At 32.9% G+C, this 19,270-nt stretch carries 19 protein-coding genes and 2 pseudogenes; 11 read left to right on the top strand and 10 right to left on the bottom strand.

The genetic code is table 11. The features are described 5' to 3' along the window. The first annotated feature begins 79 nt into the window (after positions 1 to 79). From pnuC to ACZZZT_RS24905, 5 genes and pseudogenes are all read left to right on the top strand, one after another. Positions 80 to 651 (top strand): annotated as a pseudogene (gene pnuC / locus ACZZZT_RS24925) (nicotinamide riboside transporter PnuC). After that, on the top strand, positions 615 to 2,729 hold the full coding sequence (locus ACZZZT_RS24920) for a DUF4301 family protein (RefSeq protein ID WP_463462301.1): 2,115 nt from the start codon (positions 615 to 617) through the stop codon (positions 2,727 to 2,729). The pseudogene pnuC and the gene ACZZZT_RS24920 overlap by 37 nt, the downstream one beginning before the upstream one ends. A gap of 2 nt (positions 2,730 to 2,731) precedes the next feature. Then, positions 2,732 to 3,136, top strand: a complete 405-nt coding sequence (gene arfB / locus ACZZZT_RS24915) for an alternative ribosome rescue aminoacyl-tRNA hydrolase ArfB (protein ID WP_463462300.1) — start codon at positions 2,732 to 2,734, stop codon at positions 3,134 to 3,136. A 50-nt stretch (positions 3,137 to 3,186) separates the two neighbouring features. Further along, entirely contained in the window at positions 3,187 to 3,780 is a 594-nt protein-coding gene (locus ACZZZT_RS24910; protein WP_463462299.1) for a hypothetical protein, read from the top strand. 260 nt (positions 3,781 to 4,040) lie between these two features. After that, positions 4,041 to 6,203: a TonB-dependent receptor gene (locus tag ACZZZT_RS24905; RefSeq protein WP_463462298.1), complete on the top strand. Its 2,163-nt coding sequence runs from the start codon at positions 4,041 to 4,043 to the stop codon at positions 6,201 to 6,203. Positions 6,204 to 6,257: 54 nt separating this feature from the next. On the opposite strand, the gene ACZZZT_RS24900 is transcribed toward ACZZZT_RS24905, so the two are convergent. Further along, a complete protein-coding gene (locus ACZZZT_RS24900) occupies positions 6,258 to 6,674 on the bottom strand; it encodes a Rieske (2Fe-2S) protein (RefSeq protein WP_463462297.1) in 417 nt (138 codons plus the stop codon). A gap of 155 nt (positions 6,675 to 6,829) precedes the next feature. Here ACZZZT_RS24900 and greA point away from each other — a divergent pair, with 155 nt between their 5' ends. Continuing rightward, positions 6,830 to 7,306, top strand: coding sequence for a transcription elongation factor GreA (gene greA / locus ACZZZT_RS24895; RefSeq protein ID WP_035623677.1), 477 nt, complete (start codon positions 6,830 to 6,832; stop codon positions 7,304 to 7,306). A gap of 82 nt (positions 7,307 to 7,388) precedes the next feature. After that, the gene (locus ACZZZT_RS24890; protein WP_463462296.1) at positions 7,389 to 7,775 is read left to right on the top strand and encodes an HIT family protein; all 387 of its coding nucleotides are present in this window, start codon (positions 7,389 to 7,391) and stop codon (positions 7,773 to 7,775) included. A 153-nt stretch (positions 7,776 to 7,928) separates the two neighbouring features. On the opposite strand, the gene ACZZZT_RS24885 is transcribed toward ACZZZT_RS24890, so the two are convergent. Then, positions 7,929 to 9,077: a sensor histidine kinase gene (locus tag ACZZZT_RS24885; RefSeq protein ID WP_042566238.1), complete on the bottom strand. Its 1,149-nt coding sequence runs from the start codon at positions 9,075 to 9,077 to the stop codon at positions 7,929 to 7,931. A gap of 158 nt (positions 9,078 to 9,235) precedes the next feature. Between ACZZZT_RS24885 and ACZZZT_RS24880 the strand changes: the two genes are divergently transcribed. From ACZZZT_RS24880 to ACZZZT_RS24865, 4 genes are all read left to right on the top strand, one after another. Continuing rightward, positions 9,236 to 10,111, top strand: a complete 876-nt coding sequence (locus ACZZZT_RS24880; RefSeq protein WP_042566240.1) for a flavin reductase family protein — start codon at positions 9,236 to 9,238, stop codon at positions 10,109 to 10,111. A gap of 30 nt (positions 10,112 to 10,141) precedes the next feature. After that, positions 10,142 to 10,513, top strand: a complete 372-nt coding sequence (locus ACZZZT_RS24875; protein ID WP_042566241.1) for a DUF3127 domain-containing protein — start codon at positions 10,142 to 10,144, stop codon at positions 10,511 to 10,513. Between the two features lie 158 nt (positions 10,514 to 10,671). Continuing rightward, a complete protein-coding gene (gene aat / locus ACZZZT_RS24870) occupies positions 10,672 to 11,316 on the top strand; it encodes a leucyl/phenylalanyl-tRNA--protein transferase (RefSeq protein WP_073394976.1) in 645 nt (214 codons plus the stop codon). Further along, entirely contained in the window at positions 11,313 to 12,107 is a 795-nt protein-coding gene (locus ACZZZT_RS24865) for an MOSC domain-containing protein (protein WP_463462295.1), read from the top strand. The genes aat and ACZZZT_RS24865 overlap by 4 nt, the downstream gene beginning before the upstream one ends. On the opposite strand, the gene ACZZZT_RS24860 is transcribed toward ACZZZT_RS24865, so the two are convergent. From ACZZZT_RS24860 to thiC, 8 genes and pseudogenes are all read right to left on the bottom strand, one after another. After that, positions 12,104 to 12,814 carry a HesA/MoeB/ThiF family protein gene (locus ACZZZT_RS24860; RefSeq protein ID WP_463462294.1) on the bottom strand — a complete coding sequence of 237 codons (711 nt, stop codon included), beginning with the start codon at positions 12,812 to 12,814 and terminating at the stop codon, positions 12,104 to 12,106. The two genes, ACZZZT_RS24865 and ACZZZT_RS24860, sit on opposite strands and share 4 nt — an antisense overlap. An 83-nt stretch (positions 12,815 to 12,897) precedes the next feature. Further along, positions 12,898 to 14,009: pseudogene (gene thiH / locus ACZZZT_RS24855) on the bottom strand (2-iminoacetate synthase ThiH). Positions 14,010 to 14,098: 89 nt separating this feature from the next. Beyond that, positions 14,099 to 14,479, bottom strand: coding sequence for a GxxExxY protein (locus ACZZZT_RS24850; protein ID WP_042566246.1), 381 nt, complete (start codon positions 14,477 to 14,479; stop codon positions 14,099 to 14,101). 123 nt (positions 14,480 to 14,602) lie between these two features. Beyond that, positions 14,603 to 15,379: a HisA/HisF-related TIM barrel protein gene (locus ACZZZT_RS24845; protein WP_463462293.1), complete on the bottom strand. Its 777-nt coding sequence runs from the start codon at positions 15,377 to 15,379 to the stop codon at positions 14,603 to 14,605. Beyond that, entirely contained in the window at positions 15,360 to 15,998 is a 639-nt protein-coding gene (locus ACZZZT_RS24840; protein WP_463462292.1) for a thiamine phosphate synthase, read from the bottom strand. The genes ACZZZT_RS24845 and ACZZZT_RS24840 overlap by 20 nt, the downstream gene beginning before the upstream one ends. Next, entirely contained in the window at positions 15,988 to 16,743 is a 756-nt protein-coding gene (locus tag ACZZZT_RS24835; protein WP_463462291.1) for a hydroxymethylpyrimidine/phosphomethylpyrimidine kinase, read from the bottom strand. The genes ACZZZT_RS24840 and ACZZZT_RS24835 overlap by 11 nt, the downstream gene beginning before the upstream one ends. Beyond that, entirely contained in the window at positions 16,710 to 17,309 is a 600-nt protein-coding gene (locus ACZZZT_RS24830; protein ID WP_463462290.1) for a thiamine phosphate synthase, read from the bottom strand. Before ACZZZT_RS24830 ends, ACZZZT_RS24835 begins: the two co-directional genes overlap by 34 nt. Before the next feature lie 26 nt (positions 17,310 to 17,335). Further along, the gene (thiC, locus tag ACZZZT_RS24825; protein ID WP_463462289.1) at positions 17,336 to 19,159 is read right to left on the bottom strand and encodes a phosphomethylpyrimidine synthase ThiC; all 1,824 of its coding nucleotides are present in this window, start codon (positions 19,157 to 19,159) and stop codon (positions 17,336 to 17,338) included. Between the last annotated feature and the right edge of the window lie 111 nt (positions 19,160 to 19,270).

The following is a 19,270-nucleotide window of genomic DNA, read 5'->3' as shown; positions in this document are numbered from 1 at the left end:
AAATTAAATAATAGCTAAATACAACAACCCAAATGATTGATTTTTTTTAGAAAGTTATAAAAATGCCCCTTTATGGCATATTACTTTAGAGTTTCTGGTTTTTGTGTTCGGAATTTTAAGTGTTTGGTTTGCTAAAAAAGAGAACATTTGGGTATATCCAACAGGTTTAATTGCGACTGTAATTTCTGTTTATCTTTTATATATTGCCGGTTATATTGGCGATATGATTATTAATGGTTACTTTTCTGTAATGAGCATTTATGGCTGGTACGTTTGGGCAAAAGGAGGAACAGTCGAAGATAATTTACCTATAACACGAACAAATCTTAATGAAAAAATAATTGGCGTTATATTGTTTTTTGTGACCATTTTTGTAGTTTTCGGCATTTATAAATATTTCGATTACGAGATTCATAATGACAATTATGTTGATATGATTTCGTCGGGAATATTTTTTGCAGGAATGTGGTACATGGCCAGAAAAAAATCGAAAACTGGACACTTTGGATTATTGGTGATATTATTGTTGTGCCTCTTTATGCTTATCGCGGCTTAGGAATGTTGTCACTTCAATATTTAATTTTTACAATTTTAGCTATTTCAGCTTATTTAGAATGGAGAAAAATCTTAGACAGCAAAAAACAGCTATAATAAAAATTGCTTTGTTTGGTCCTGAAAGTACAGGCAAAACAACTTTGGCAAAACAACTTGCCGCATATTACGAAACGGAATGGGTTCCTGAGTTTGCACGCGATTATTTGCAAAAAAGATGGGAAGAAAACCAACATATATGTGAGGCAGATGATATGCTTCCAATTGGATACGGACAAATGTCATTAGAAAATGAAAAACTTTCTTCGGCAAAGAAATACTTGTTTTGCGATACTAATTTAATGGTTACCAAAGTTTTTTCTGAAATATATTATGGTTTTTGCGATCCTCTTTTAAATGAAGAAGCATTAGAACATGAATACGATTTATTTTTCCTGACAGATATAGATGTTCCTTGGGAAAAAGATGATATTAGAGATAAACCTGAAGGAAGAGAAACTGTTTTTTCGGTTTTTAAACAAACTTTAATAGATAATAAAAAACCATTTATTACCCTTTCGGGGAATAAAGAAAGTCGCCTCGCAAAAGCTGCAATTATTATTGATAACCTGACAATTGCCAAAGAACACGGATTTTCATCTTCTGATTTTGTTGAAATTTACAATCACGGAGTTTCTATTGAAAGTGTTTCACAGCAACTGAAAATTTTTAAAAACGGAATTTTAAAGAGTAATTTAATAAGTCCTGCAACAATTGGTAATGGAATTTTAAATTTAGAAGAAAATGATTTTGAAGCAAAAGCCCGTTTTTTTGACCTTCAAAAATCAAAATTAAAACTAAAGAAATTTGTTCCGGCATCTGGTGCAGCAAGCCGAATGTTTAAGTTTTTAACAACCTTTTTGAATGATTTTCATCTTCAGAAAGAAACTATAAATGCTTACATCAACAGAAAAAAAGATAGTGATTTGTCTATTTTTATTGTAGCAATGGAAAAGTTTCCTTTTTTTGAAGCTGTAGATAAAAAGCTTAGAGAAATTTATCCTGATTTTGAAACTTTAGATAGAGATTACAAAAATTATTATTTCATAAAATTATTATTGTCTTCTGACTATTTTGATTTTGCAAATAAGCCCAAAGCAGTTTTACCGTTTCATCATTATCAAACCCATATTGCAACTCCAATAGAAGAACATTTGAATGAATGTGTGCATTATGCCACAGCCGATCAAATATCAAACTTGCACTTTACGGTTTCAGAAATTCATCAGTCTCAATTTGAAAAAGCGGTTGATTTGGTTCAGAATGACATAGAAAAACAGGCCGAAACTAAAATTAATATTGGATATTCTTATCAAAATAAAAGTACAGACTCTATTACAGTCGATGTTCATAATGAAGTAGTTAGAAACAAAAATGGAGAATTGGTTTTTAGACCTGGAGGACATGGAGCACTAATCGAAAATTTGAACAGACTTGACTCAGATATTATTTTTATTAAAAATATAGATAACGTAATTCAAAATCATATTCATGAAATCACGTTGTACAAAAAAGGCCTTGCGGGAATTTTAATTGAAATTCAGCAACAAGTTTTTAGTTATTTGAAAGCTATTGAAGACCAGCATATAAAAGAGAGCAACATTGTTGAAATTGTTCAGTTTTTAAAAGAACAGTTGAATATTAATTTGACAAATGATTTTAATAAATTTACGTTTGAAAATAAAATTATTAAAATTAAAGAGCTATTAGACAGACCAATAAGGGTTTGCGGAATGGTGAAAAATGAAGGAGAACCAGGAGGAGGCCCTTTTTGGGTTATGGACGAAAAAGGAACCGTTTCACTTCAGATTGTAGAAACATCTCAGGTAGATTTAAAAAATAAGAAACAGCGTCAAATTTTAGCGGAAGCGACCCATTTTAATCCCGTTGATTTAGTTTGCGGAATCAAAAACTATAAAAACGAAAAATTTGACCTCACTCAATTTGTAGATCATAAAACAGGATTTATTGTAGAAAAAAGTGTTGACGGAAAAATAGTTAAAAGTTATGAACTACCGGGCCTGTGGAACGGAACAATGGCAAATTGGATAACTATTTTTGTTGCTGTTCCATTAATTACTTTTAGTCCTGTAAAAACAGTAAATGACTTATTAAAACCTGCACATCAGCCACAATAAAAATGGACACAGATAAAATCATATCAGAGTTAAGTTTTAAAGCCGTTCGAAGCAGTGGTGCCGGCGGACAAAATGTAAATAAAGTTTCTTCAAAAGTCGTGTTGACTTTTGATTTAAACGCTTCGCAAGCTTTATCTGAAGAGGAAAAATTACTTTTGCAAACTAATATTGCTCCGCGTTTAACATCTGAAAATATTCTGATTATAAACTGTGACGAAGATCGAAGTCAGCTTAAAAATAAAGAGATTGTTATAAAACGTTTTTTAGAAATCATTAAAAAAGGATTGTTTGTTCCGAAAGTTCGTAAAGCAACCAAGATTCCAAAATCAGTAATTAAAAAACGAATCAAGGATAAAAAGAATATTTCTGAGATTAAACAATCGAGGAGAAAACCGAACTTAGATTAATATTTTTTTTAATTGCCAAATATTTTAGGTTTCAGATATAAACTAGCAAAATGGAAATATCTAAAAATATTCAATTTTTAATTTTAGCGCTTTGTACTATTTTTATTGGATGTACTGATAAAAAAACTGATGAAATTAATATTGATTATGTAGATCATGACATTTATGTTAAAATGAATCCTAATGCAGATGCTCAGTTTCCTCCTATTTATGAGCTTCATTTTAAAATAAAAAATGTCTCAAATGAGACTAAGGTTTTTATAGCGCGTAATACTTCTTTTGATAATAAATTATCTGAACTTTTTATAAGAGATACAATACAAAAGATAAAAATACCTTTATATACAGGAAGTGTTCATATAATGAAGCCTAATAAAGAATATGATATTTATGCTGATATTAATATAAAAGATTTTAAAAAATATTTTAAGTTACCCGACACTTTTTTTGATAAAAAACTTGATTTTTCAAATGATAAACTCTTATTGGAGAGGCTTTTGGTTAATATGATAAATTCATCAATCATTCAATATAAGCAAGATACATCAGATGTATTTCAATATAGACTATTTGATAAAGACGTACAGAAATTAAAAAATCAAAATTTGATATTGGTTAATAAATATCCATATATCAGAAATTAAATTCAAAAAAATCTACTTCAGTTTCTAATTGGAATTTGGAATTTAATTTTTGGAATTTGTTTTTTAACACTACATTTGCACTGTCTCAAAGGGGTGCTCTAAATAACGAGCTGAGATCATACCCAAAGAACCTGAGCGAGTAATGTTGCTAAGGGAAAAACGACAATTGTTAGTGTGCACACTATATTTTGTTGTAAGAAACACATTTATTAATTTAACAAAAAGAATAATTCCCCCTTTTATTCGTAATTTTTTTACGGATGAAAACATTTTTTGAAGGTACTGAGGTACTAAGTTACAAAGGTTCTAAGTCTCATCAATTGAGCAAAACTAAATCTATTTTCTTTCTTCTATTTTCTTTCTTCTGTACTCTAATTTCTTTCGCACAAACGCAGGACTCTACGAGGGTAAATTCTCTTGATGAGGTTTTGGTTTCCGCTGTTCGTGTTACTGCAAAAACGCCGGTTACGTTTAGTAATTTGGATAAAAAAGATATTAAATACAGAAATCTTGGTCAGGATATTCCAATTTTAATGAACTATTTACCATCTGTTGTTACGACTTCTGATGCAGGAAATGGTTTTGGATATACCGGAATCAGAGTCCGCGGAAGCGATGCCACAAGAGTAAATGTTACCATCAACGGAATTCCGTACAATGATGCTGAAAGTCAAGGAACATTCTGGGTAAATATGCCCGATTTTGCTTCTTCTGTAGAAAGTCTGCAATTGCAACGAGGCGTAGGAACATCTACAAACGGTTCTTCAGCTTTTGGTGCAAGTTTAAACATGCTTACTGATAATTATGCTTCTAAAGCAAATGGCGAAGTCTCCAGTTCTTACGGAAGTTTCAATTCTAGAAAAAATACTGTAAAATTTAGTACAGGTTTATTAAACGATCATTTTGAATTGGCAGGACGTTTGTCTACACTAAAATCTGATGGTTATATTGACCGCGCAAGTTCTGATTTGAAATCGTATTTTTTGCAGGGAACTTATGTTGGTAAAACTACTTTAATTAAAGCATTAGTTTTTGGCGGAACAGAAAAAACATACCAATCCTGGAATGGAATTGATACTGAAACTTTAAATACAAACCGTACTTTCAATTCTGCAGGAATGTACACTGATGAAGCAGGAAATGCTCGTTTTTATGACAATGAAACAGATAATTACCAACAAGATCATTATCAATTGCATTGGAACGAATCTTTTTCGGATAAATGGAGCACGAATTTAGCGGTTCATTATACAAAAGGAAAAGGCTATTATGAGAATTATAAAGAAGATGCCGATATGGGGGAGTATGGTTTACTGCCTGTTGGGGCAATAGCTACAACCGATTTGGTACGTCAAAAATGGTTAGATAATGATTTTTACGGAACTACATTTTCTGTAAAATATAAAGACGAAAAATTTGACGTGATCTTTGGCGGAGGCTGGAATAAATATGAAGGCGATCATTATGGCAAAGTAATCTGGGCAAGATATGCTTCTCAATCAGAGTTAGGGGATCATTATTATGATGATTTTTCTACAAAAACAGACGGAAATATTTTCGCGAAAGCAAATTATCAATTCACAGAAAAATTGAGTTTTTACGGAGATCTACAATATAGAAATGTACAGTATAAAGCCAATAGTATTGAAACAGGTTTGGTAGATGATAACTTTAATTTCTTCAATCCAAAAGCGGGATTGAATTACGAAATCAATCAAAAAAACACACTTTACTTTTCATACGCCAGAGCTAATCGCGAACCAAACAGAACCGATTATGAAGGTGGAAATGTAAAACCGGAAAAATTAAATGATTTTGAATTAGGCTGGAGATTTAATTCAGAGAAATTTCAACTGAATTCAAACTTCTATTATATGGCTTACAAAGATCAATTAATTTTAACAGGAACACTGGATGATGTTGGATCTCCAATTCGTTCAAATAGTGAAAAAAGTTACCGTTTAGGATTTGAAGTTGATGCAACAATCAAACTTTCAGAAAAATTTATGCTGCGTCCAAACTTTACTTTAAGCAGTAATAAAAACGTTGATTTGGCTGTAGAAGGACAAAATTACGGAACCACGTCTATTGCATATTCACCAGAAGTAATTGCAGGAAATATTATTGTTTACAGTCCGATTGAAAATTTACATATTTCATTATTACAAAAATATGTTGGCGAACAATACATGAATAATATAGAATTACCGGAAGCTAAGCTTGCTGATTATTTTGTAAATGATCTAAATGTATCTTTTGAAATCAAACCAAAATCTATTTTTAAATCAATAATGATTACAGGTTTGGTAAATAATGTTCTGGACAAAAAATATGTTTCAAACGGATATATGTATGACGTTTACCCATACTATTATCCTCAGGCGGGGATTAATTTCCTGGCAGGATTAACTTTAAAATTCTAAAAAAGTAGCAGAAACAAAAAAGCCTGAAAAATTTAACTTTCAGGCTTTTTTTGTTTAGTTATATACGTGAACAGAAGTTCCGGAGAGTTCCGCTCGATATTGTTTCATCGGGTATTCCTGTCCGCCAAGTCCTGTAAATAAATTGTAAGATGTTTTATCGCAAGAGCAAACGGCATAAATACCGTCAATTGTCATGGCAACACAAGAAGTTAAGGCCTGATTTGGGCATGCAGCATCAAAAGCGGTATAAGTTCCTTCGCCTGTTTTCATTACAATAATACCTTTTGCTCCATAATTTGGAACATAAACCGGGCTGCTCACATATAAAAGGTTATTGTACGATGGCAAACTTGTATTAAGATAAGCATTTACTGCATAATTAGGAATATTAGGATTGTTGTTGCTTTTATTACTATCACTACAAGAGAAAAAGACACAAGTTAATACGATAAAGAGCCAGAATTTTTTCATTATTTTAAAAAGTATTAGTGAAACAAAATTAAATTATTTAGTTTTGAATTCTATATGATTAACATATAATTATGTACTATTAAAAATAATAGTATATTTGTAATAAGAAATCCCGTCCCGATGGGATTTTTTGTATTTATATAAACGATGAAGTTATGAGTAAAGTATCTTATTATACAGCAGAAGGATTAAAAAAGCTAAAAGATGAGTTGGAGCATTTGAAAAGTGTAATGCGACCAAAGGCATCTCAAGACATAGCAGAGGCAAGAGACAAGGGTGATTTATCTGAAAATGCAGAATACGATGCCGCTAAAGAAGCACAAGGTTTATTAGAAATGAGAATTTCTAAATTAGAAGAAGTGTATTCAAATGCAAGATTAATAGACGAATCACAACTTGATGTTTCGAAAGCTTTGGTACTTTCTAACGTAAAAATTAAAAACCAAAGCAACGGGATGGAAATGAAATATACACTTGTTGCTGAAAGTGAAGCTGATTTGAAAACCGGAAAAATTTCGGTAACATCTCCTATTGGAAAAGGTTTACTAGGAAAATCAGTTGGAGAAGTGGCAGAAATCACCGTGCCAAATGGAGTTTTGAAATTCGAAATCCTTGAAATTTCAAGAGACTAAATTATAAATGTTTAATTGGTTAATCGTTTATTTGTTTAACCGATTTAACGATTCAACAAATAAACGAATAAACGAATAAACGATGTCGATATTTACCAAAATAGTTAACGGAGAAATTCCAGCTTATAAAATTGCCGAAGACGAAAATTATCTGGCTTTTTTAGATGTAAATCCAAATGCAAAAGGACACACACTTTGTATTCCAAAACAAGAAATCAATAAGATTTTTGATATGGAAGATGAATTGTATTTGGGATTAATGAAGTTTTCTAAAAAAATTGCAATTGCTTTAGAAAAAACGGTTCCTTGTAAAAGAGTTGGTATGGCAGTTGTTGGTTTAGAAGTTCCTCATGCACACGTTCATCTGATTCCTTTAAATGAAATGGATGAAATGCGTTTTCACAATAAAGTATCACTATCTAAAGAAGAATTTGAAGTTTTGGCTAAAAATATTCAGGCAAATTTGTAATAGATTTTCAGAGAATAGTTTTCGTATGTCAGGCTGAGCGGAGTCGAAGCCCAGTTCTGATTGGGCACAAAAGGCTTCGACTCCGCTCAGCCTGACAGATAAAATCGTTCAGTTTGATAAAAAGAATAAGAAAAGTGTAGTAGAATTATTTTACTACACTTTTTTATTTAACTGAATTTGAAATGTAGTCCCTTTTCCTATTTCAGAATGCAAAACTTTTATTTTGCCGCTATGATATTCTACAACAATTCTCTTTGTTAAAGAAAGCCCTAAACCCCAACCTCTTTTTTTGGTAGTAAAACCAGGCTCAAATATAGTTTTGAATTGTTTTTTAGAAATTCCGGTTCCGGAATCCTTTACATTTATTTTTACATGATGTGCATCCTGCTCAATTTGAAGGTCTAAGGTTCCTTTTCCTTTCATGGCATCAATGGCATTTTTTACCAAATTTTCTATTGTCCAGCTATGTAAAGTTGGATTTATCATAACCAAAATAGGCTCAGTTGGAGTATCATAAGAGAACTCAACTTGTTTTGAAAAACGGGATTGTAAATATTTGAATGAATTTAAAGTCTCTTCTACAATATCATGAACTTCTAAAACAGGAACAGAACCAATTTTTGAAAAACGATCTGTAATAGTTTGTAAACGTTCAATATCTTTTTGAATTTCAAAAGTTATGGACTGATCAATTTCTTCGGTCTTTAAAATCTCAACCCAGCCAATTAATGATGATAATGGTGTGCCAATTTGATGTGCTGTTTCTTTTGCCATTCCCGCCCAAAGTTTATTTTGAGTCGCCATTTTTGTGCTTTTATAAAAATTGTAGACCAAAGCACCACACAAAAAGATAATCAGCAATAATGCGATGGGATAATATTTGAGTTTATTAAGTAAAGCCGAATTTCCATAATATAATTTTTGATACTTTCCGGGAGAATATTCAAATACAATGGGCTCATTTTCGCTTTGTAGATTTTTTAAAAAGCGCATCGATTTTTTTTGGTCGTTTAATATTTCGTCTGGTACATTTCTGGTAGTCAGAATTTTGTCGTACATTGTTAATATTACAGGAATAGACGTATTGTTGCTGGAAATTTGAAGCGGAAGTTCGAGATCAGTATTTTCGTCTGCGTTGATTAATGCTATTTGCGCATTAGCCAGGAGTTTCATTTTGATTCTTTCCTCATTTTTGAATATTTGAAAAAAAGTATAAGTATTCCAAAGAATCAAAGTAATGATCGAAAAGGAAATAAAAATAATAATCCAACGAGTTGTATTTCTACTTTCAGAAAAACGCATAAAGTAATTTTTGAGGTATAAATATAACGAAATATACCCATTTAATATTTTGATTGCAGTAAAGATTTTTGTTTTTAAGGCTAAAACTATTTCTCTGACTTAAACCATTTCTATACTTTTGTAGTTGCCAAAACGAGATTTGGTTAAAAAGAAAAATTATGATTAGCATTGATCCAAAAGAGATTTCAACGGTAAAATTACAAGGTTATTTACAAAGTGCCATTGGCCCAAGACCTATTGCTTTTGCTAGTACAATAAGTGCAAAAGGAATCCCGAATTTGTCACCTTTTAGTTTCTTTAATGTATTTAGTGCCAATCCGCCAATTTTAGTTTTTTCACCGGCAAGACGAGTGCGTGACAACACTATTAAACATACTCTTATTAATGTAGAGGCAACTCGAGAGGTTGTGATTAATGTTGTAAATTATGATTTGGTACAGCAAACATCATTGGCCAGTACAGAATACGGCGATGGAGTAAACGAATTTATAAAGTCAGGATTAACACAAATTCCGTCAGATTTTGTAAAACCATATCGCGTAAAAGAATCTCCGGTTCAGTTTGAATGCAAAGTCACGCAGATAATTCCGCTGGGAACAGAAGGCGGTGCAGGAAATCTGATTCTTTGTGAAGTCGTAAAAATACATATTCATGAATCTGTTTTAGATGAAAACGGAGCAATTGATCAGTATAAAATTGATCTGGTTTCAAGATTAGGAAATAATTGGTATTCAAGGTCTAACCAGGGGCTTTTTGAAGTTCAAAAACCACTTACAACTTTAGGTGTTGGAGTAGATGTTATTCCTAATTTTATAAAAGAGAGCCCTGTTTTTAACGGAAACGATCTTGGTAAATTAGGAAACATAGAAGCCTTGCCTACAACAGAAGAAGTTAGTATATTTGTGAAAGAAAATTTTTCTGTAAAAGGAGTTTTAAGTTCCGATGATCAGGAAAAGATACATCTGGAGGCTAAAAAATACCTTGATAAAGAAGATGTTACATCTGCTTGGAAAGTGCTTTTAGCTAAAAAATAAGAAAAGAAACAATAATTAATATAGACGAAGATGGAAGTTACAGGAAAAGTAAAAGTGGTAAACCCAGAGCAACAAGTTAGTGCCTCATTCAAAAAAAGAGAATTAGTTGTTACTACTGATGAGCAATATCCACAACATATTTTAATCGAATTTACACAAGATAAATGCGATTTGTTAAGTAGCTATAAGCAAGGAGAGGCAGTAAAAGTTTCTATCAATTTAAGAGGAAGAGAATGGGTTAATCCACAAGGAGAAACCAGATATTTCAATAGTATTCAAGGTTGGAGAATCGAAAGAGTAGCGCCTGAAGGTCCTGGACAAACTCCACCAATGCCTGCTGCAGAAGCATTTGCTCCGGCTACTAATTTAAACGAAGACGAACCAGACGATTTGCCTTTCTAAAAGTTTAAATTCTAAAATATAAATTCCAAATTCCAATTCATAAATATGTAATTGGGGTTTGGTTTTTTGTTTTTATTTGTAATTTGACAAGATTGTGTCTATTTGAAGCTTAAGGCTTAGAATTTGGAATTTACTTATTTTGTAATTTTATTTAAAACATGTATTACGTATTCAAAGATTTATTTTTCCCTCCAGTTTCAGAGGCCGATGAAGAAGGAATTCTGGCAATAGGTGGCGATTTAAATCCCGAACGTTTAAAGCTGGCTTATACAAGTGGAGTTTTTCCCTGGTTTAATGAAGGAGAGCCTGTTCTCTGGTGGTCACCGGACCCCAGAATGGTTTTGTTTCTGGATGAATTGATTGTGTCAAAAAGTATGCGTAATGTTTTGAACAGGAATCAGTTTAAAGTAACTTTCAATCAAAATTTTTTGGAGGTTATTTCAAATTGTCAAAAAATAAAAAGAGAAGGTCAGGACGGAACCTGGATTTCAAATGAAATGATCGATGCTTATTGTCAATTACATAAAGAAGGCATGGCAAAATCAGTTGAGGTTTGGCAAGATGAGGTTTTGGTTGGTGGTTTATACGGAATAGATTTAGGCCATGTTTTTTGTGGCGAAAGTATGTTTTCAAAAGTATCAAATGCCTCTAAAGTAGCATTTATAGCATTGGTACAATCTTTAAAAGAAGAAAATTACAAGCTATTAGATTGTCAGGTTTATAATCCGCATTTAGAGAGTTTAGGTTGTCGTGAAATTGACCGTGAAGAATTTATGTCCATTTTAGAAAATAAGAAATTATGAGTGCAATTTACACTGTAAAAGAAATTTATATTTATCCGATAAAAAGTCTTGCAGGAATTAGCTGTAAACAAGCTTTTGCTGAAGAAATGGGATTTGAAAACGATCGTAGATGGATGTTGATTAATACTGAAAATCTACATTTAACGCAAAGAGAATACCCAATTTTGAGCCAGTTTTATCCTCAAATTTCAGATGGAAAAATCAGTATTACTTTTAAAGAGCTTAAACATGAATTTTCGGCTAATGAACATTTAGATCAGCCAATAGATACCAAAGTGTGGGAGGATAAAAGTGAAGTTGTCGAAGTAAATAAATCAACATCGAAATGGTTTAGCGAACAATTAGGTTTTGAGTGTAAATTGGTAAAAATCATCAAAAGCGGAGATCGAAAACATGAAAGCTCAAGATTAAAAGAAACCTTCAATGTAAGCCTTGCTGATGGTTATCCTTATTTATTAGTTGGGACAAAAAGTCTTGATTTTTTGAATGAAAAATTAGAAGATAAAATTACAATTTTACGATTTCGCCCAAATATTGTTATAAGCAGTGAAGTTTCTCATGAAGAAGACAACTTCGACACTTTTAAAATTGGAGAAGTTGATTTTAAAAACGTGAAACCTTGTGGAAGATGTATCATGGTAAATAATGATCCGCAAAAAGGCATCATCAAAAAAGAACCTTTAAAAACTTTAAGTAAGTACCGAAAAGTAGACAATTCAGTTTTTTTCGGAACTAATATAGTAAGTTTAAATAGCGGATTAATTAAAGTTGGAGACGAACTTGTTTTCTAAAAATTCAATTTTGTAAAACTCCAATTCAGCGTATTAAAAAGCACCAATTCGTTTTTTAAAGTTGGTAATTCTAAAATTAATTTAAGTGTTTCGTGCGCCATCATAGTACCAATAATTCCCGGTAAGGTTCCTAAAACACCATTTAAATTGCAATTTGGAACATCTTTTGGATCTGGCATTTCAGGAAATAAATCCCTTAGGTTTTTACTTCCATTGTGGTTAAAAACAGCAATCTGACCTTCAAATTTTAAAATACTTCCATAAACCAAAACTTTATTGAGTTCGACACAAGTATCGTTTACCAAATAACGAGTTGCAAAATTATCTGAACCATCAACCACAATATCATATTGTTGGATAATTAGTGCGGCATTTTCTAAAGTTAATTTTTCAGGAATTGCAACAACTTCAATCAATGGATTTAGTTCAGAAACCACTTTTTTTGCAACAAGAGATTTTAGTTGACCAACTTCGTTTTCAGTATATAAAATTTGGCGATGCAAATTGTGAATTTCAATAGTATCAAAATCCATTATTCCGATAAAACCAACTCCGGCAGTCGAAATATATTGTAAAATTGGACAGCCCAAACCGCCTGCTCCAATAACTAATACTTTTGCTTTTTTTAGTTTTTCCTGACCTTCATCGCCAATTTCCGGCAATATAGTTTGTCTGTTATAGCGTAGAAATTCTTGTATAATGCTCATTTTGGGAATTTTAAATTGCTGATTTTAGATTTTAGTCCCGAAGCTTCGGGATGGAATTTGGAATTTATTTTTTGGAATTTTTCCTAACTATAACTTTTATCCCAATCTTTCCAAACGGGTTCGTAGCCTGAATTGGTTATAATTTGGGCAATTTCACTAACTGGACGTTCATCACTAATTTCAAATTGTTCCAAAGATTGCGGGTCAACAACATAACCACCTGGATTTGTTTTAGAACCTGCACTCATACTCGTTACCCCAATTGGAATAATATTATTTCTGAATTTTTCGTTTTCACGAGTTGAAATTGAGATTTCAAGATCTTCATTCCATAAACGGTACGCACAAATTAGTTGCGTTAAATCTTTGTCGTCCATAATGAAATTGGGTTCAATAATCCCTTCTGCGGGACGCAATCTCGGAAAAGAAACTGAATATTTGGTTTGCCAGTATTTCCTTTGAAGATAATCTAAGTGCAGTGCATTAAAAAACTGTCTGTTCGCCAATCTTCCAAGCCTAATAAAACGCCCAAACCTATTTTATGAATTCCCGCGGTTCCAATTCGGTCAGGGGTTTCCAGACGATAATCAAAATTTGATTTTTTCCCTTTTGTATGGTATTTTTTGTAAACTTCCTGATGATATGTTTCCTGATAAACTAAAACCGAATAAACTCCGGCTCCGTGCAAACGTTCGTAATCTTCTGTAGAAAGAGGCTGAACTTCAACAGAAATAATGGAGAATTGTTTTCTTATCAAAGCAATCGCATTCAGGAAATAATTAATGTTTACACTATAATTTGCTTCACCGGTTACTAATAAAACATGATCAAAACCAAGATTTTTTAAGGCTTCAACTTCAATTTTAATCTCAGTATCAGAAAGTGTTTTTCGTTTGATTTTATTGTCTAAACTAAAACCACAATAAGTACAAATGTTTTGGCATTCGTTGCTTAAATATAGTGGTGCATACATTTGAATCGTTTTTCCGAAGCGTTTTTTGGTGATTTCATGGCATTCCTGCGCCATTCGTTCTAAATAATTTTGGGCAGCCGGAGAAATTAAAACTAAAAAATCATCAAGATTTCGTTTGGTTTTAGCCAAAGAACGTTCAACATCTTGGGAAGTTGTTTTATATATTTCAGACTGAACGTTATCCCAGTTATATTGATTAAAAACTGTTTTAAATGTATTCATTTTGGATTGTCGGGTTTTATTTCACGCAGATTTTTGCAGATCTAAGCAGATTAAAAATGATTTTAATTTTTTATAAATGCAGTATCTGTTTATTGAATTTTATTTGCAACTCTTTTTATATCATCTAGTATATTTAGAGTATTGAAATTTACAAGTAAACCTAATTTTTTATTTGTGAGCCTTAAATAAGTAGAAAGTTGTTTGTAATGTATTGGAGCTAAATCTTCAACAGATTTTAATTCAATTATCACTTTGTTTTCTACTAAAAGATCAATTCTGAAAGCAGGATCCAATATTATTTCTTCATAAGGAATTATAACTTCAACTTGTTTTTGAACTTGTAAATCAGTTTTTGTTAATTCATAGAACAAAGCACTTTCATAAACGGATTCAAACAACCCAGGCCCCAAATTATTATATACCTTAAAAATAGCTCCTCTTACTAGATATGATATTTCGTTTTCTGTCATTATTCTTTATTTTAGTTATCAATACAAAATTAAAGAATAATCTTACTTTATTTATTTTCATCTTTATTAAAATTAAAATCATTTTTAATCTGCTTAGATCTGCAAAAATCTGCGTGAAATAATCTAGTCATACAAAAATGAAGTCAAAGGACTAGAACCAACAGCAAAATTCTGTTGATTAGCGATTTTGGCTTCAAATGCTTTTCTTCCTGCAATTACAGCTTCTCTAAAAGCTTCAGCCATTAATTTTGGATTTCCGGCAACGGCAATGGCAGTATTGACCAAAACGGCATCGGCACCAATTTCCATTGCTTTTGCAGCATCAGACGGAGCGCCAATTCCAGCATCAACAATTACAGGAACATTGCTTTGTTCAATAATAATTTCAAGAAAATCAATTGTCTTTAAACCTTTATTGCTTCCAATAGGAGAACCTAACGGCATAACGGCTGTTGTTCCTGCATTTTCTAAATGTTTACACAAAACCGGATCAGCATGAATGTAGGGCAAAACAAAAAATCCAAGTTTAGCCAGTTCTTCTGTCGCTTTCAGTGTTTCAATCGGATCAGGCATTAAATATTTTGGATCAGGATGAATTTCGAGTTTTATCCAATTGGTTTCTAATGCTTCACGCGCCAATTGGGCTGCAAAAACAGCTTCTTTAGCATTTCTTGCACCCGACGTATTGGGTAATAAATTAATATTTGGACGTTTTAAATGCGATAAAATAGCATCTGTTTCTGTTTCAAGATCAATACGTTTTAAAGCAACAGTCACTAATTCGCTTTCTGAGGCTAAAATTGCTTCCTCCATTTCCAGATTCGAACCAAATTTTCCCGTTCCTAAAAACAAACGGGATTTGAAGGTTTTGTCACCAATATTAAACAATGACGTTTGCATATAATTTTTCGTTTAGTTGTTGAATTGTTTTTGTTTTTTCATCACTTTCTGTGATCATTCCCGAAACGGCAATTCCATGAATTCCAGTTGCTATTAACGGATCAATATCTTTTAAATTAATTCCCCCAATTGCATAAACCGGAATTTTTATTTGGTTGGTTTGGAGTTTTTGCATAATTTGTAAATAGCCCGATAAGCCTAAAACAGGACTTAATTTTTCTTTTGTTTTAGTAAACCGGAATGGTCCCAAACCAATATAATCACAACCGTTTTTTATATGATTTTGAATGTCTTCAAAAGTATTGGCTGTTCCGCCAATGATTTTAGTGTTTCCCAAAATCGCCCTTGCTTCGGCAATATTCATATCGGTTAAACCCAAATGCACACCATCGGCTGCAATTTGTTGTGCCAGATAAAGATTATCGTTTACTATAAAATTGGCGAGATATTCTTCGCATAAAAATTTTACAGCCTCTGCTAATGCAAAAGTGTCTTTGGCAGTTTGATTTTTGAAACGCATTTGTATCCAGTCGCAGCCACCATCTAAAGCCTGATGGATATTATACAATTGTTCTTCGATGGTATTTCCTTGTGAAATGTATTGCAGTTTATGGTACATAATGATATCCAATTAATGTTGATGTTGAACTAAGGTATTTCTCTATGTAGGTTTTTGCATTTGTGCAAGCTTCTTTTGGAGTTTGGTTGAATGCAAGATTTGAGGCAATTGCTGCTGATAAAACACAACCCGAGCCATGTTTTTCAAAGCACTTTTTTTCCGAGGGTAATAAATCAATTATTTCATCTTTTAGAAACAAACGATCTGTTCCAATAGCCAAAGGATTATGTCCGCCTTTTAGTAAAATAGCACTAGAGACTTCATTTTGCATTCTAAGTTGGTGTTGAGTAAAGCCCGGGAAAAGCAATTCTATTTCATTATAATTAGGCGTTATCAAATCAATTTTGGATACTATTTTATTCAGATCCAAACGATTTTCAATACTCATAAACTCAAATTTTGTTGTTGATTTTAAAACAGGATCCCAAACGATTTTTGTTGAAGGTGATAACAACTTAATGGTCGAAAGAATTCGATTTAAATAATGCAGATTGGGAACAATTCCGATTTTTACAGCATTGATTTTATACCTTTCAAATAAAGTTTCAACAGAACGAATGACGTAACTAAGATCTATCCATTGAATGTCAAAAAACTCATTTTCGGTTTGAATTGTATTTGCTGTTATAATTGCTAATCCAGTCAGGGAATGTTGTTCGAATGTTTTGATATCCGCCAAAACTCCTGCGCCACCAGAGGGATCGAAACCTGCTATACTAAGTACGAATGGACGATTTGCTGACATAATTTAAATTGTTTTACAGGGTTTTCATTGTTCCAGATAGTTCCTAAAAGTGCAACATCATCAAAGCCGTTTTTGAGTGTTTTTTTGATGTTTTCAGAATCAATTCCGCCTAAAGCGATACATTTTGTACTGTGATTTGTTCTTGATTTTAATGCTGCGAATAAATTCTCTTTTGGATAATAATCTTCTTTAGAAATACTTTTAAAAACCGGACTTAAAAATGCATAATCGAAATGATTTTCCAATGCATTGAAATCTTCAATTGAATGAGTTGAGGTTGTATACCTGCAAGGTTTTGAAAATCTTGCAGGATACTCACAACCGTTCTTTCTATCTTTTTCAGAGAAATGAATTCGGGTAATTCCAAAATATTCTGCTAATTCATGATGATTATGCAATACCAATTTAGATCGAAATTCGATTTTTATCTGATGAATAAATTGTGCCATTTCTATTTCAGAAAAATCAGGTTTGCGAATATGAAGCAAAGACAATCCTTCTTCAAATAAAGAATCAATAATGCTGATTTCGCCAGAAATTGCAGAAGGATTAGTAATCACAATCATATCTTTCTTCTTTACTCTATTTTCTTTTAAATGTAAATCTCTTTCCCCTGTTCAATAAACTCTTCCGATTTTTCCTGCATGCCTTTTTCGGCGGCAGCGACATCTCTAATTTCCTGAGATATTTTCATAGAGCAGAACTTCGGTCCACACATCGAACAAAAATGAGCAACTTTTGCACCGTCAGCAGGAAGTGTTTCATCATGAAATTCTCTAGCCGTATCAGGATCAAGAGACAGATTAAACTGATCTTCCCAACGGAATTCAAAACGAGCTTTGCTTAATGCATTATCACGATATTGGGCACCCGGATGACCTTTGGCCAAATCTGCAGCATGGGCTGATATTTTATAAGTTATAACACCATCTTTTACATCTTTTTTGTTGGGTAAACCAAGATGTTCTTTTGGTGTTACATAACATAACATCGCGCAGCCGTACCAGCCAATCATGGCAGCTCCAATTGCAGATGTAATATGATCGTAACCCGGAGCAATATCAGTCGTTAATGGTCCAAGAGTGTAAAATGGCGCTTCGTTACAATGTTCCAATTGTTTATCCATGTTTTCTTTAATCATATGCATTGGTACGTGACCAGGACCTTCTATAAAAACCTGAACATCGTGTTTCCAGGCAATTTTTGTGAGTTCACCCAAGGTTTCTAATTCTGCAAATTGTGCAGCATCATTAGCATCTGCAATAGAACCCGGACGCAAGCCGTCACCCAAAGAAAATGCCACGTCATACTGTTTCATAATTTCACAGATTTCTTCAAAATGTGTGTATAAGAAGTTCTCTTTATGATGAAATAAACACCATTTTGCCATGATGGATCCTCCTCTGGAAACAATTCCGGTAACGCGATCTGCAGTTAAATGAATGTAGCGCAACAAAACTCCTGCATGAATCGTGAAATACGAAACACCTTGTTCTGCCTGTTCAATTAAAGTGTCACGAAAAACTTCCCAAGTTAAATCTTCGGCGATTCCTTTTACTTTTTCTAAAGCCTGATAAATCGGAACTGTTCCAATTGGAACCGGCGAATTGCGAATAATCCATTCTCTGGTTTCATGAATGTTTTTTCCGGTAGACAAATCCATAATTGTATCTGCACCCCAGCGACAAGCCCAAACTGCTTTTTCGACTTCTTCTTCAATGCTCGAAGTCACAGCGCTGTTACCAATGTTGGCGTTTATTTTGACCAAAAAGTTACGACCAACAATCATGGGTTCGCTTTCAGGATGATTGATGTTGTTGGGAATAATTGCTCTTCCGCAAGCTACTTCACTACGAACAAATTCGGCTGTAATTTTGCTTTTTGGGGTGTTTGCTCCAAAACTGTGCCCGTCGTGTTGACATTGCATAGCTTTGGTTTGTTCATTTAAAAGTTCTATTCTTTGGTTTTCGCGAATCGCGATATATTCCATTTCAGGAGTGATAATTCCCTGTTTGGCGTAATATAACTGCGTGACGTTTGCGCCTTTTTTGGCTCGTTTTGGCTGATGCAAATATTCAAAACGAAGATGGTTTAAACTTTCATCTTTCAATCGGCTTTGACCGTAATTGGAAGAGATTTCTTCAAGAATTTCGACATCATTTCTTTCTAAAATCCAATTTTCGCGTAAGCGTGGCAATCCCTTTCGAATGTCAATTTCAATGTTTGGATCTGTATAAGCACCTGAAGTGTCGTAAACAGTTACAGGCGGATTTTTCTCAATTCCACCGTTTGAAAGCTTGGTATCGCTAAGAATAACTTCGCGCATAGCAACTTTTATAGGATGAATTTCGCCATTAACGTATACTTTTTTGGAATTAGGAAAGGGAGTTCTGGAGATTTGTTCTTCGGTTGTCATAGAGAGAAGTTTTATGGTTTGTTGTTTTTTGTTTCAGGTTTCAAGTTTCAGGTAGATCTTGATTGTGTTTTTTGTTTGCGCTCGTATAGGCGCACAGCAGTATGCTCCAAT

It is taken from the genome of Flavobacterium sp. AC274, from assembly GCF_979258275.1.
This window is presented reverse-complemented; position numbering and strand designations above follow the sequence as displayed.